A 14,294-nucleotide genomic window follows, 5' to 3' on the forward strand; every position below is an offset into this window, starting at 1 on the left:
TGCCCATGACCGTCCCGGCACCCGCCGGGCTCCCGCCCCGGGTGCGGATCCACGAGGTCGGCGCCCGGGACGGGCTCCAGAACGAGAAGACGGCCGTCCCGACCGAGGTGAAGGCCGAGTTCGTCCACCGCCTGGCCGCCGCCGGCCTGACCACGATCGAGGCCACCAGCTTCGTCCACCCCAAGTGGGTGCCCCAGCTGGCGGACGCCGAGCAGCTCTTCCCGCTGCTCTCCGACGTCCCGGCGGACCTCCCCGTCCTGGTGCCCAACGAGCGCGGCCTCGACCGCGCGCTCGCCCTCGGCGCCACCCGCATCGCGGTGTTCGGCTCGGCCACCGAGACCTTCGCCGCGCGCAACCTGAACCGTACGGTCGCCGAGTCCCTGGCCATGTTCGAGCCCGTCGTGGCCCGCGCCAAGGAGGCGGGGGCGCACGTGCGCGGGTATCTGTCGATGTGCTTCGGCGACCCCTGGGAGGGCGCGGTCCCCGTCCACCAGGTGGTCCGCGTCGCCAAGGACCTGCTGGACCTGGGCTGTGACGAGCTGAGCCTCGGCGACACGATCGGCGTCGCCACCCCCGGCCACGTCCAGGCGCTGCTCGGCGAGCTGAACGCGGCCGGGGTGGGCACCGACCGGATCGGCGTGCACTTCCACGACACCTACGGCCAGGCCCTGTCCAACACCCTCGCCGCGCTCCAGCACGGCGTGACCACGGTCGACGCCTCCGCCGGCGGCCTCGGCGGCTGCCCGTACGCGAAGAGCGCCACCGGCAACCTGGCCACCGAGGACCTGGTGTGGATGCTCGACGGCCTCGGCATCGAGACCGGGGTCGACCTGGCCGCCCTCACCGCCACGAGCGTGTGGATGGCCGAACGGCTGGGCCGTCCCAGCCCCTCCCGTACCGTCCGCGCCCTCTCCCACAAGGAGTAACGAAGCCATGCCCCTCGACCACCGGCTCACCCCCGAGCACGAGGAACTCCGCCGTACCGTCGAGGCGTTCGCGCACGACGTGGTGGCGCCCAAGATCGGCGACCTGTACGAGCGCCACGAGTTCCCGTACGAGATCGTCCGCGAGATGGGCCGCATGGGCCTGTTCGGCCTGCCCTTCCCGGAGGAGTACGGCGGCATGGGCGGCGACTACCTCGCGCTCGGCATCGCCCTGGAGGAGCTGGCCCGCGTCGACTCCTCGGTGGCCATCACCCTAGAGGCGGGCGTCTCGCTGGGCGCCATGCCCCTCTACCTCTTCGGCACCGAGGAGCAGAAGCGGGAGTGGCTGCCGAAGCTGTGCGCGGGCGAGGTGCTCGGCGCGTTCGGCCTGACCGAGCCCGGCGCCGGCAGCGACGCGGGCGGCACCCGTACGACGGCCGTCCGGGACGGCGACGAGTGGGTGATCAACGGCTCCAAGTGCTTCATCACCAACTCCGGTACGGACATCACCGGTCTGGTCACGGTCACCGCGGTCACCGGCCGCAAGGCGGACGGCCGCCCGGAGATCTCCTCGATCATCGTCCCGTCCGGCACCCCCGGTTTCACGGTGGCGGCGCCCTACTCCAAGGTCGGCTGGAACTCCTCGGACACCCGTGAGCTGTCCTTCGACGAGGTCCGGGTGCCCGTCGCCAACCTGGTGGGCCAGGAGGGCCGCGGCTACGCCCAGTTCCTGCGGATCCTCGACGAGGGCCGCATCGCCATCGCGGCGCTGGCCACCGGTCTGGCGCAGGGCTGTGTGGACGAGTCGGTGAAGTACGCCAAGGAGCGGCAGGCCTTCGGCAAGGCCATCGGCGACAACCAGGCCATCCAGTTCAAGCTCGCCGACATGGAGACGCGCGCCCACATGGCCCGGCTGGGCTGGCGCGACGCGGCCTCGCGGCTGGTGGCGGGCGAGCCCTTCAAGAAGGAGGCGGCGATCGCGAAGCTGTACTCCTCCACCGTCGCCGTCGACAACGCCCGCGACGCCACGCAGATCCACGGCGGCTACGGGTTCATGAACGAGTACCCGGTGGCCCGCATGTGGCGGGATTCGAAGATCCTGGAGATCGGCGAGGGCACCAGCGAGGTCCAGCGCATGCTCATCGCCCGCGAACTGGGCTTCGCCGGCTGATCCCGGCCCCGTCCCGCACCGTCCCGACGAACGGCCCGCGCCCCCCGGCGCGGGCCGTTCGCGCGTCGTGCGCCCGTGCGCCCCGGGTGAAGTTAGGGCCCCCTTACCGCTTTCGGCCAAGGTTAGGCTAACCTTCCCCCCGAACGCCCTACCCTCGTAGCGCACGTACGAAAGCGGACACCGACATGCCCAAGCCCAGCCCCACCTTCCTCTCCCGCCGCGGTCTCATCGCGGCCGGCGGCGCCCTCGGCCTCGTCGCGGCGCTCACCGCGTGCGGCGGCGGCGACAAGGCGAAGGACGGTGCGGCCGACAAGGGCGCGAGTGCCGCGTCGGGCGCCTGGAGCTTCAAGGACGACCTGGGCAAGGAGGCCACCGCCAAGTCCACGCCGAAGAACGTCGTGGCCTACACCGGCACCGCCGCCGCCCTGTACGACTACGGCGTGCAGGTCAAGGGCGTCTTCGGCCCGACCAAGCTGGCGGACGGCAAGCCCGACCCGATGGCCGGCACGATGGACATCTCCAAGGTCGAGATCCTCGGCAACGTCTACGACGAGTTCAACGTCGAGAAGTACGCGGCCCTGCGGCCCGACCTGCTCGCCACCAACACCTGGGACGGCTTGTACTGGTACGTCCCCGAGGCCTCCAAGGACAAGATCCTCAAGCTGGCCCCGGCCGCCGCCATCGGCGTCGGCGACAAGGTCTCCATGGACAAGGCCCTGGAGCGCACCGCCGACCTCGCCAAGTCCCTCGGCGCCGACCTCAACACCAAGAAGAGCGCCGACGCGAAGGCCCGTTTCGACGCCGCCTCCGCCAAGGTCCGCGAGGCCGTCAAGGCCAACCCGGGCGTCAAGGTGCTCGTCGGCTCCGGCTCCGACCAGATGTTCTACGTCTCCACCCCGAAGACCTCCGCCGACCTGAAGTACTTCGAGTCCCTCGGCGTCGAGTTCGTCAGCCCGGAGCAGGACAAGCTGGACCCGCAGGGCTTCTTCGAGAGCCTCAGCTGGGAGAACGCCGGCAAGTACAAGGCCGACGTCATCCTCCTCGACAACCGCACCCAGGCCCTCCAGCCCGAGGCCCTGAAGGCCAAGCCGACCTGGAACGAGCTCCCGGCGGTCAAGGCGGGCCAGGTCGCCCCGCGCGTGACCGAGCCGATCTACTCGTACGAGAAGTGCGCGCAGATCCTCGAGGACCTCGCGAAGACCATCCAGAACGCCAAGAAGCTCGGCTGACCCGGTAACCCAGGGGGGACCTCCGCATGACCGCCACCGCTTCCGACGCCGCTTCCGCCACCGCTTCCGGCGCCACCACCGACGCGGCCCCGGCCGCCGCGCACTTCCGCTTCTTCACCCTCGAAGTCCTGCGCACCCGCCGCCTCGGCCACTCGTTCCTGCGCGTGACCTTCGGCGGCGAGTCCCTCGCGGACTTCCGCTCGGGCGGCTACGACCAGAGCCTCTCGCTCTTCCTCCCCGTCGGGGACCGGGAGCACACCGAGCTCCCGGCCACGGACGAGGACACCTGGTTCGGGGCCTGGCGGGCGATGCCGGACGAGGAGCGCCCGGTGATGCGTTCGTACACGGTGCGCGAGCAGCGGCGTACGGCGGAGGGGGCGGTCGAGGTGGACGTCGACTTCGTCCTCCACGGCGACTCCTCCCCGGCCTCCCGCTGGGCGGGCCGGGCGGTCACCGGCCGGCGGATCATGGCGATCGGCCCGGCCGTGGCGGAGAACAAGTCGGTCCGCTTCCAGCGGCCGGAGGGCTCCGGCCCGGTGCTGATGTACGCGGACGAGACCGCCCTGCCGGCGGCCGCCGCGATCCTGGACCGGCTGCCCGCCGGAACCCGGGTGAAGGCCTGGTTCGAGGTCCCGCACGCGGACGACCGCCTCGGCCTGCACACCCTGGCCGACACCGACATCACCTGGATCGTGCGCGAGCGGGGCACGGACGGGCCGGCGCGCGCCGAGAGAGTGCTGTCCGAGCTGCGCGCCGCCGGACTCCCCGCCGGCGGGGCCCCGTACGCCTGGCTCGCGGGCGAGGCCGGGACGGTCAGGGCGGTACGCCGCCACCTGGTGCAGGAACGTTCCGTCGACCGCCGCGCGGTGCGGTTCACCGGCTACTGGAGGCTCGGCGCGAGCGAGGAGCAGCTGCTCGCCGAGGCGTACGCGGGCCAGGCCCCGAGCGAGGACCCGGCGTCCGACCTGTAGTCAACTCCCGCTGCTCACAAGGCATTTGAGGAAGGGCCCCGGCACCAGCCGGGGCCCTTCCTTATTTGTGATCTAACTTAGGTTAGGCTAACCTAAATCTCGCACCCACCCCCCGCCCCCTGCCCGGAGGAAAGTTGATGCGCTCGCATCTGCTGAACGAGACGACCGCGGACCTGTACCGGCGCACCGTCACCGAGGGCGTCGACCGCGTCGCCGCCAAACTCGCGACGACGCGGCGCCCCCACACCGGCATCTCCGTGGACGAACTCACCCCGGTCATCGACGGCATCGACCTCGACCGCCCCCTGGGCGACGCCTCCGCCGCCCTGGACGAGCTGGAGGACGTGTACCTGCGCGACGCCGTCTACTTCCACCACCCGCGCTACCTGGGCCACCTCAACTGCCCGGTCGTCATCCCCGCGGTGGTCGGCGAAGCCGTCCTGTCGGCCGTCAACTCCTCCCTCGACACCTGGGACCAGTCCATCGGCGGCACGCTCATCGAGCGCCGCCTCATCGAATGGACCGCCCGCCGCATCGGCCTCGGCGAGGGCGCGGACGGCGTCTTCACCTCCGGCGGCAGCCAGTCGAACTTCCACGCCCTGCTCCTCGCCCGCGACGAGGCCTGCCGGATCGTCATGAAGCGCGCCCTGGACGCGGGCACCGAGCTCACCAAGGCCGAACTCCTCCCCAAACTGCGCATCTTCACCTCCGAGGCCAGCCACTTCAGCGTGCAGAAGTCGGCCGCCATGCTCGGCCTGGGCTACGAGGCGGTCATCGCGGTCCCCGTCGACCGGGCCCGCCGGATGGACACCTCCGTACTCGCCCTGGAACTGGAGGAGTGCGCCGCCGAGGGCCTCTTCCCCATGGCCGTCGTCGCCACCGCCGGCACCACCGACTTCGGGTCCATCGACCCGCTCCCCGAGATCGCCCGCCTGGCCTCCGAGCACTCCGCCTGGATGCACGTGGACGCCGCCTACGGCTGCGGACTGCTGGTCTCCCCCACCCGCCGGCACCTCCTCGACGGCATCGAGCACGCCGACTCGGTCACCGTGGACTACCACAAGTCCTTCTTCCAGCCCGTGAGTTCCAGCGCCGTACTGGTCCGTGACCGCGACACCCTCAAGCACGCCACGTACCACGCGGACTACCTCAACCCGCGCCGGATGGCCGAGGAGCGGATCCCCAACCAGGTCGACAAGTCCATCCAGACCACCCGCCGCTTCGACGCCCTCAAGCTCTGGATGACCCTGCGCGTCATGGGCGCCGACGGCGTCGGCTCGCTCTTCGACGAGGTCGTCGGCCTCGCCGCCGCCGGCTGGGAGATCCTCGACGCCGACCCCCGCTTCGAGGTGGTCGTCAAGCCGCAGCTCTCCACCCTGGTCTTCCGCTACGTCCCCGCCACCGACGGCGACGGCCCGCGCCCCGACCTCCTCGACGAGGCCCAGCTGCACGCCCGCAAGGCGCTGTTCGCCTCCGGCGAGGCCGTCGTCGCCGGGACCAAGGTCGACGGGAAGCAGTACCTGAAGTTCACCCTCCTCAACCCGCAGACCACGACGGCCGACATCACGGCCGTCCTCGACCTCGTCGCCGCACACGCCGAGCAGTTCCTGGGAGAGTCCCTTGCCGTCCACCACTGAGCCCTACGACTTCATCGGCATCGGCCTGGGCCCCTTCAACCTGGGACTGGCCTGCCTCACCGCGCCGATCGACGAGCTGGACGGCCTGTTCATCGAGTCGAAGCCGCACTTCGAGTGGCACGCCGGGATGTTCCTCGACGGCGCGCACCTCCAGACGCCGTTCATGTCGGACCTGGTCACCCTCGCGGACCCGACCTCGCCCTTCTCCTTCCTGAACTACCTGAAGGACAGGGACCGGCTGTACTCCTTCTACATCCGCGAGAACTTCTACCCGCTGCGCGCCGAGTACAACGACTACTGCCGCTGGGCCGCCGACCGGCTCGACAACGTCCGGTACTCCACCTCCGTCACCGAGGTCACCTACGACGAGGCCGCCGGCGTGTACGAGGTGCGCACGGACCGCGGCGAAACGTTCCGGGCCCGCCGCCTGGTCCTCGGCACCGGCACCCCGCCGCACGTCCCCGCGTCCTGCGAGAACCTCGGCGGCGACTTCCTCCACAACTCCTCGTACATGGAGCACAAGGAGGCCCTCCAGAAGAAGAAGTCGATCACCCTGATCGGCTCGGGCCAGAGCGCCGCCGAGATCTACTACGACCTCCTCGCCGAGATCGACGTCCACGGCTACCGGCTCAACTGGGTCACGCGCTCCCCGCGCTTCTTCCCGCTGGAGTACACCAAGCTCACCCTGGAGATGACCTCCCCGGAGTACGTGGACTACTTCCACGCCCTCCCCGAGGAGACCCGCTACCGGCTGGAGACCCGGCAGAAGAACCTCTTCAAGGGCATCGACGGCGACCTCATCAACGCCATCTTCGACCTGCTCTACCAGAAGAAGATCACCATGCCGGGCCCGGTGCCCACGACCCTGCTCACCAACACCTCCCTGAACAGCACGGCCTACGACACCACCACGGGCACGTACACCCTGGGGCTGCGCCAGGAGGAGCAGGAGCGCGACTTCTCCCTCACCACCGAGGGCCTGGTCCTCGCCACGGGCTACAAGTACCGCGTCCCCGAGTTCCTGGCCCCGGTCCGCGACCGCCTGAACTTCGACGGCCACGGCCGCCTCGACGCCGGCCGCAACTACGCCGTCGACGTCACCGGCCGCGGGGTCTACCTCCAGAACGGCACCACCCACAACCACTCCCTCACCTCGCCCGACCTGGGCATGGCCGCGTACCGCAACGCGTACATCGTCGGAGAGCTCCTCGGCCGCGAGTACTACAAGGTCGAGAAGTCCATCGCGTTCCAGCAGTTCGCGGCCCCGGAAGGCAGCCACGCATGAGCACCACCGAGACCCTCTTCACCCGCACCGATCCCGCCCTCGGCGCCTTCTCGATCCGGCCCCTGGACCCGTTCTCGGACGCGGAGCTGCTGCACGCCTGGGTCACCCACCCGAAGGCCGCGTTCTGGATGATGCAGGACGCCACCCTCCCGGACGTGGAGCGCGAGTACGTGCGCATCACCGCGCACGAGCACCACCAGGCCTTCCTCGGCTTCCACGAGGACCGCCCGGCCTTCCTGATGGAGAGCTACGACCCCGCGCACCTGGAGCTCGTCGGCCTGTACGACGCGCAGCCGGGGGACGTGGGCATGCACTTCCTGGTCGCCCCGACCGACACCCCCGTCTCCGGCTTCACCCGCGCCGTCATCACCACGGTCATGGCGGCCCTCTTCGCCGACCCGGCCACCGCGCGCGTCGTCGTCGAGCCGGACGTGCGCAACACGGCCGTCCACGCCCTCAACGAGGCGGTCGGCTTCATCCCCGAAGGCCCCGTCACCAAGCCGGAGAAGGAAGCCCTCCTCAGCTTCTGCACCCGCGCCCGGTTCGAGGCGGCCACCGCCCTCACCACCGGGGTCTCGATATGAACCTCTCCGCCGACATCGCCCACCTCAGCCCCGAGCTGTGGGCCCGCGCCAACCGCGCGCTGGTCCGCAAGGCCCTCGCGGAGTTCTCCCACGAGCGCCTGCTGACCCCCGAGCCCCTCGGCGAGGACCACTACCGCGTGCTCTCCGACGACGGCACGGTCGAGTACCGCTTCCGCGCGGTCCGCCACGCCCTGGACCACTGGTCCGTGGACGAGGAGTCCGTCACCCGCCGGGTCGGCGGCGCGGAGGCGGAACTCGACGCCCTGGACTTCCACATAGAACTGCGGGAGACCCTGGGCCTGAACGCGGAGGTGCTCCCGGTCTACCTGGAGGAGATCTCCTCCACCCTGGCCGGCACGGGCTACAAGTACACCAAGCCCCAGACCCCCTCCGCGGTCCTCGCGAAGTCCTCCTTCCAGGACATCGAGACGGGCATGACCGAGGGCCACCCCTGCTTCGTGGCCAACAACGGCCGCCTGGGCTTCGGCGTCCACGAGTACCGCGCCTACGCCCCGGAGACCGCGAACCCGGTCCACCTGGTGTGGGCCGCCGCCCACAAGGACGTCTCCACCTTCACGGCGGGCGCGGGCCTGGACCACGACACGTTCATGCGCGAGGAACTGGGCGAGGCGGCGGTCGCCGGCTTCTCGGCGAAGCTGACGGCCCTCGGCCTGGACCCGTCGGACTACCACTTCCTGCCCGTCCACCCCTGGCAGTGGTGGAACAAGACGACGGTCACCTTCGCCGCCGAGATCGCCAACCGCCGCCTGGTCCTGCTCGGCGAGGGCGAGGACGCCTACCTCGCCCAGCAGTCGATCCGGACCTTCTTCAACACCACCACCCCCACGAAGCACTACGTGAAGACGGCCATCTCGGTCCTCAACATGGGCTTCATGCGCGGGCTGTCGGCCGCCTACATGGAGGCCACCCCGGCGATCAACGACTGGCTGCACCAGCTGATCGAGGGGGACGAGGTCCTGCGGTCGGTCGACTTCTCGATCATCCGCGAGCGCGCCGCCATCGGCTACCACCACCGCCAGTACGAGCGCGCGACGGACCGCTACTCCCCGTACCGCAAGATGCTGGCCGCGCTGTGGCGCGAGTCCCCGGTGGGCTCCCTCGGGGAGGGCGAGCGGCTGGCCACGATGGCCTCGCTGCTCCACGTGGACGCGGAGGGCAAGTCCTTCGTCGGCGCCCTGATCGCCGAGTCGGGCCTCACTCCGGCGCAGTGGCTGAAGCCCTACCTCCGCGCGTACCTGCTGCCCCTGCTGCACTGCTTCTACCAGTACGACCTCGCCTACATGCCGCACGGCGAGAACACGATCCTGGTGATCAAGGACGGGGTGGTCCAGCGGGCGGTCTTCAAGGACATCGCCGAGGAGATCGTGGTCATGGACCCGGACGCGGTGCTCCCGCCGGCGGTGGAGCGCATCCGGGCCGACATCCCGGAGGACATGAAGCTCCTGTCGGTCTTCACGGACGTCTTCGACTGCTTCTTCCGCTTCCTGAACTCGATCCTGGTCACGGAGGGCATCTGCGACGAGGACACGTTCTGGCGGGCGGTGGCCGACTGCGCCCACGACTACCAGGCCTCCGTCCCCGCCCTGGAGGACCGTTTCGCCCGCTACGACCTCTTCACCGCCGAGTTCCAGTTGTCCTGCCTCAACCGCCTCCAGCTGCGCGACAACAAGCAGATGGTCGACCTGGCCGACCCGGCGGCGGCCCTCCAGCTGGTCGGCACCCTCCAGAACCCCGTCGCGCCCTTCGCCCGGCGCTGACGGCCCCCGCCGGGGCGGGCGTGACGTCGATACGGTCCCTCGACGCCACGCCCGTCCCGGCCTCGACGCGGGTTCGGCGCGTATGGTGCTTGCGCCCCTTCAGCGGCCGGTGTTTGGCTCTCCCCGAAACGATCAACGCGACTCACGGGGGAACCGCATGACCGCACGCCGCACGCTGGCCGCCCTGACCATAGGCGGCGCAGCCGCCCTCACCGCCGCCTTCACCACGGCCGCCCACCAGGAAGCCCCGGTGCCGGCCGCCTTCGCGGCTCCCGCCTTCCGGACCACCCCGACCACGGCCCCGGACTACACCCCCTCACCGGCCCGGCCGCCGTACACCCCGTCCCCGGCCTACACCCCCTCACCCACCCGGCCGCCGTACACGCCGTCCCCGGCCTACACCCCGTCACCCACCCGGCCGCCGTACACGCCGACGCCGACGGGCACCCCGGCCTACACCCCGGTACCGACGGGCACCCCGGCCTACACGCCCAAGCCGACGGACACCCCGGCCTACACCCCGACGCCGACGGGCACCCCGGTCTATCCCTCGGTGCCGCCCTCCTACACCCCGGCCCCGACCTCGTCCCCGGACTACACCCCGGTCCCGACCGGTACCCCCACAACGGTTCCGCCGTACACCCCGGTCCCCACCGGGGCGCCGTCCTACCCCTCGGCGCCGGCCGCCTGGAACTGAGGCCCGGCCTTCCGCGCCCCGGCCGGCGCAGCGGCAGCCGGCCGGGGCTCACCGTGCGCCGCTCCGGCCCCGGACCTACGCTGAGTTCCTGCCCGGGTTCCCGGACGGGAGGAGCGGCGCGGTGAAACCTTCCCACCTCCGGCTGCGCCGGGCCTGCGCGGCCGCCGCCGCCACCGGCGCACTCCTCGCACCGGCGCTCGCCGCTCCCGCGTACGCGGTGCCCGGCATCCCGCTCCCGCCCCCGTCCCCACCCCCCTCGGCCTCGGCGTCCACCGCCGCCCCCGTCTTCCGGCAGCTCACGCCGGACGTGGTGGCGCGGCTCGACGCCGCCGTGCGGCGGGTGATGCGCGAGGCGGACGTGCCCGGGGTGACGGTGGGGCTGTGGGCCCCCGGCCGGGGCAGCTACGTCAAGAGCTTCGGCACCGCCGACAAGGCGACGGGCGCGCCCATGACCCGCCCGCTGCACGTGCGCATCGGCAGCGAGACCAAGACGTTCACCGTCACCGCCCTCCTGCGGCAGGTCGACCGGGGCAGGGCCGGCCTGGACGACCCCATCGGCACGTACGTCACGGGCGTCCCGAACGGCGACCGGATCACCCTGCGGCAACTGGCGGGCATGCGCAGCGGGCTGTTCAACTACAGCGAGGACCCGGACTTCGACAAGGCGTTCCTGGCCGACCCGAACCGGTCCTTCTCCCCCCGCCAACTGCTGGACTACTCCTTCAGGCACGGGCCGCAGTTCGAGCCGGGCGCCCGCTTCGCCTACTCCAACACCAACCTGGTCCTGCTCGGCCTGGTCGTCGAGAAGCTCACCGGCCGCCCGCTCCACGAGGTCATCACCCGTGACGTCCTGGGGCCGGCGGGCCTGCGCTCCACGGTCTTCCCCACGACCGCCGCGCTCCCCGACCCGTACGCCCGCGGCTACAGCGACCAGACGGCCTCGGGCCGGACCGAGGACGCGACCGGCTGGAACCCCTCCTGGGCCTGGGCGGCCGGCGCGATGGTCTCGGACCTCGACGACCTGCGCAGCTGGGCCCGCACCCTGGCCACCGGCACCCTGCTGAAGCCCGCGACCCAGGCGGAGCGGCTGAAGACCACCCCGATGGACGTGCCCGGCGCCGGCTACGGACTCGGCATCTTCGACGTCCAGGGCTGGATCGGCCACAACGGCTCGATCCCCGGCTACGAGGTCCTGCCGGTCCACCTCCCGCAGGCCGGGGCGACGATGGTCATCGTCCTCAACACCGACTCCCGCCACGACGGCCAGGAGCCGAGCACCCTCTTCGGCCAGGCGGTCACGGAGATCGTCACCCCGGAGCACGTCTACCCGAGCCACCGGCAGCTCGCGCCGCGCACGGGCTGATCCGGACGGCTACGGCCACGGCACCTCCGGGTCGCGGTAGTAGATGACGTCCTGGGCGTCCAGGCGGGGGCCCTGGGCGGCGAGGCGGTCGCGGTGGGCGGGCCAGGAGAGGGCGCCGGCCGGGGACCAGGCCAGTTCCGCGAGGCTGAGGAGGCGCGGGAAGGCCATCAGCTCCCAGTCGGAGCGGGTGGCGACGGTCTCCGTCCAGAGCGGGGCCTCCACGCCCAGGACCGCGGATTCGGGGACGTCCGGGAGGTAGGAGCCCGGATCCCAGGAGTAGGCGCGGCGGGTGGGGACGTAACCGGCCCAGGCCAGGCCGGGCTTGGTGCGCTCGTCGTACTTCATGTCCAGGTAGGCGTGGTCCGCCGGGGAGAGGACCAGGCGGTGGCCCGACTTCGCGGCGGCGGCCACCGCCGCCTTCTCCGTGGCCGGGGTCCGGTCATGGCCCCAGTACTGGAGGACCGCTCCGGGCGCCGGGCGGGCGGCGGCCAGCTGGTGCCAGGCCATCACCGTCTTGCCGTGCCGGGCCACCACCGCCTGGGCGCGGTCCATGAAGCGCGCGTAGTCGGCCGCCGGGGTGGAGTGGGCCTCGTCGCCGCCGATGTGGAGGTAGGGGCCGGGGGTGAGGGCGGCGAGTTCGCCGAGGACGTCGTCGACGAACTCGTAGGTGCGCTCCTTGCCCACGCACAGGGAGCTGAAGCCGACCTTGACGCCGGTGTAGCGCGCGGGCGCCTTGCCGTCGCAGGTCAGCTCGCCGTAGGCGGCCTGGGCGGCGTTGACGTGGCCGGGCATGTCGATCTCGGGGACGAGGGTGACGTAGCGGTCCGCCGCGTAGGCGACCAGGTCGCGGTACTCCTCCTTGGACCAGGAGCCGCCCGGCCCGCCGCCGACCTCGCTCCCGCCGCCGTACTCGGCGAGCCGGGGCCAGGAGTCGACGGCGATCCGCCAGCCCTGGTCGTCGGTGAGGTGCACGTGCAGGGTGTTGATCTTGTACTGGGCGAGCTGGTCGACGTACCGCTTCACCTGCTCCACCGGGAAGTGGTGGCGGGCGACGTCGACCATCGCGCCGCGGTAGGCGAAGCGGGGGGTGTCCGTCACCGTTCCGCCCGGGACGGTCCCCGCCCCCCGCACCGGCAGCAGCTGGCGCAGCGTCTGGGCCGCGTGGAAGAGGCCGGCCGGGGTGCGGGCGGTGAGGGTGACGCCGGAGGGGGTGGCCCGGAGCCGGTAGCCCTCCTCGCCCAGCTCCCCGGCCCCGCCGTCGAGCCGCAGCCGCACCCCGTCGCCGCCCTCGCCGCCGGTTCCGTCCGGCCCGTCCGGCCCGTCCGCCACCGGCAACGGCAGCCCGGTCGGCCCGCGCAGCTGCTCCGCGAGGAGCTCGCCGATCCGCCGGACCTCCTCGGGCGAGCCGGGGCCGCCGGCGCGGATGACGGTGCCCGCCCCGAAGGCGTACCCGGGGCCCTCGGCCCGTACGGAGGCCGGCGCGGGCAGGAGCCGCTCGTACGGGGTGAGGGCGGCGGCGGCCGGCTTGGCGTCGTCGCCGTGCGCCGCGGTGCAGGAGACGGCGGCGGTCAGGAGCAGGAGGGAGCACAGGGTGCCGAGCGTGCGGCGCGGTACTCGCGGGACTCTCATGTGCCCAGATATAGGCCAAACGGTCTCCACCCGGGCCCCACATACCGGTGCGAGAATCCCCGGATGGCGGAAATCATCCAGAAGGACGGTACGTGGACCTTCGACGGGGACGCGGTGCGGATCGTGCCGGGCCGCGACAAGGGGGTGGGGCTGCTGCGGCAGCAGCTCGGTGAGGTGGTCGTGCCGCTGCGCGCCATCGGGGGGATCAGCTACGAGCCGGGCCGCAAGTCCGGGCGGCTGCGGCTGCGCCTGCGCGACGGCGCGGACCCGCTGCTCCAGGTGACGGGCGGGCGGCTGCCGGAGTCCTCGGACCCCTACCGGCTGACCGTGGAGGCGGACCGGGCCGGGGTGGCGGAGTACTTCGTGGACGAGGTGCGCAATGCGCTGCTGCTGGACGGCGTGGACCCCGGTCCCTCGGACGCGTACCTGCTGCCGGGCCCGCCGGTGCCGATCACGGTCGGCGCGGGCGACGGGACGGCCGCCTTCGACGGCGACCGGGTGGTGCTGGAGTGGAACTGGACCACCGAGGACGCGAAGTCCTCGGGCGGCCCGCGCGAGTTCCGGGTCGCGGACCTGCGGGCGGTGGAGTGGGCCCCGTCGAAGGGCCTGGAGAACGGCTGGCTGCGCTTCACCCTGACGGGTGCCCCGCCGGCCCCCGCGCCCAAGTACGACCCCTGCGCGGTGGAGCTCTTCGGCTTCAAGAAGGACCCGCTGATGGCACTGGTCGCGGCGGCGGTGGCGGTGCGGATGCCCCACCCGGCGGCCCCGGACCCGTCGGCGGGTGCTCCCGCCGCCCTCCCCCTGGCGGACGCGGCCCCGGCCCTGGCGGGCGAGCCGGCCGACCACGACACCCTGCTGCGCCGCCTGCGCGAGCTGGGGGAGCTGCACCGGAGCGGGGTCCTGACGCCGGAGGAGTTCTCCGCGGCGAAGGCCGCCATTTTGGGCGGTTTCTAACCAAACAAGACCGGAATCACCTATTCCCTGGTCCAGACCAGCGCGATCCTGCCCGATTCCGGGCAGGATCTTT

12 protein-coding genes are annotated in these 14,294 nt (G+C 71.9%); 11 read left to right on the forward strand and 1 reads right to left on the reverse strand.

From position 1 onward, the window contains the following. Positions 1-5: 5 nt before the first annotated feature. The 10 genes from ABT403_RS21375 (at position 6) to ABT403_RS21420 (ending at position 11,638) form a co-directional block, all read left to right on the forward strand. Positions 6-926: a hydroxymethylglutaryl-CoA lyase gene (locus ABT403_RS21375; protein WP_344156842.1), complete on the forward strand. Its 921-nt coding sequence runs from the start codon at positions 6-8 to the stop codon at positions 924-926. 7 nt (positions 927-933) lie between these two features. Beyond that, positions 934-2,094 (forward strand): acyl-CoA dehydrogenase family protein, encoded by a 1,161-nt coding sequence (locus ABT403_RS21380; protein WP_344156490.1) that lies wholly within the window; start codon positions 934-936, stop codon positions 2,092-2,094. A 185-nt stretch (positions 2,095-2,279) separates the two neighbouring features. Continuing rightward, complete coding sequence (locus tag ABT403_RS21385; RefSeq protein ID WP_344156493.1) at positions 2,280-3,323, forward strand: ABC transporter substrate-binding protein; 1,044 nt, start codon at positions 2,280-2,282, stop codon at positions 3,321-3,323. A 26-nt stretch (positions 3,324-3,349) separates the two neighbouring features. Beyond that, positions 3,350-4,294 (forward strand): siderophore-interacting protein, encoded by a 945-nt coding sequence (locus tag ABT403_RS21390; RefSeq protein WP_344156496.1) that lies wholly within the window; start codon positions 3,350-3,352, stop codon positions 4,292-4,294. Between the two features lie 137 nt (positions 4,295-4,431). Beyond that, positions 4,432-5,931 carry a pyridoxal phosphate-dependent decarboxylase family protein gene (locus tag ABT403_RS21395; RefSeq protein WP_344156499.1) on the forward strand — a complete coding sequence of 500 codons (1,500 nt, stop codon included), beginning with the start codon at positions 4,432-4,434 and terminating at the stop codon, positions 5,929-5,931. Beyond that, positions 5,915-7,216 (forward strand): lysine N(6)-hydroxylase/L-ornithine N(5)-oxygenase family protein, encoded by a 1,302-nt coding sequence (locus tag ABT403_RS21400; RefSeq protein ID WP_344156502.1) that lies wholly within the window; start codon positions 5,915-5,917, stop codon positions 7,214-7,216. Before ABT403_RS21395 ends, ABT403_RS21400 begins: the two co-directional genes overlap by 17 nt. Next, on the forward strand, positions 7,213-7,800 hold the full coding sequence (locus ABT403_RS21405; protein WP_344156505.1) for a GNAT family N-acetyltransferase: 588 nt from the start codon (positions 7,213-7,215) through the stop codon (positions 7,798-7,800). The genes ABT403_RS21400 and ABT403_RS21405 overlap by 4 nt, the downstream gene beginning before the upstream one ends. Continuing rightward, entirely contained in the window at positions 7,797-9,578 is a 1,782-nt protein-coding gene (locus ABT403_RS21410) for an IucA/IucC family protein (RefSeq protein ID WP_344156508.1), read from the forward strand. Before ABT403_RS21405 ends, ABT403_RS21410 begins: the two co-directional genes overlap by 4 nt. Positions 9,579-9,735: 157 nt before the next feature. Next, complete coding sequence (locus ABT403_RS21415) at positions 9,736-10,275, forward strand: hypothetical protein (RefSeq protein ID WP_344156511.1); 540 nt, start codon at positions 9,736-9,738, stop codon at positions 10,273-10,275. Positions 10,276-10,396: 121 nt separating this feature from the next. Then, a complete protein-coding gene (locus tag ABT403_RS21420; RefSeq protein ID WP_344156514.1) occupies positions 10,397-11,638 on the forward strand; it encodes a serine hydrolase domain-containing protein in 1,242 nt (413 codons plus the stop codon). A 9-nt stretch (positions 11,639-11,647) separates the two neighbouring features. Here the strand turns inward: ABT403_RS21420 and ABT403_RS21425 are convergent, their stop codons facing one another. Next, positions 11,648-13,267: a beta-N-acetylhexosaminidase gene (locus ABT403_RS21425; protein ID WP_344156517.1), complete on the reverse strand. Its 1,620-nt coding sequence runs from the start codon at positions 13,265-13,267 to the stop codon at positions 11,648-11,650. A 63-nt stretch (positions 13,268-13,330) separates the two neighbouring features. Here ABT403_RS21425 and ABT403_RS21430 point away from each other — a divergent pair, with 63 nt between their 5' ends. Continuing rightward, positions 13,331-14,221 (forward strand): DUF4429 domain-containing protein, encoded by an 891-nt coding sequence (locus tag ABT403_RS21430; RefSeq protein WP_344156520.1) that lies wholly within the window; start codon positions 13,331-13,333, stop codon positions 14,219-14,221. Positions 14,222-14,294 lie beyond the last annotated feature (73 nt).

Origin of the sequence: Streptomyces sp. NPDC000075 (assembly GCF_040301925.1) — a bacterium.
GTDB classification, from domain to species: domain Bacteria; phylum Actinomycetota; class Actinomycetes; order Streptomycetales; family Streptomycetaceae; genus Streptomyces; species Streptomyces polychromogenes.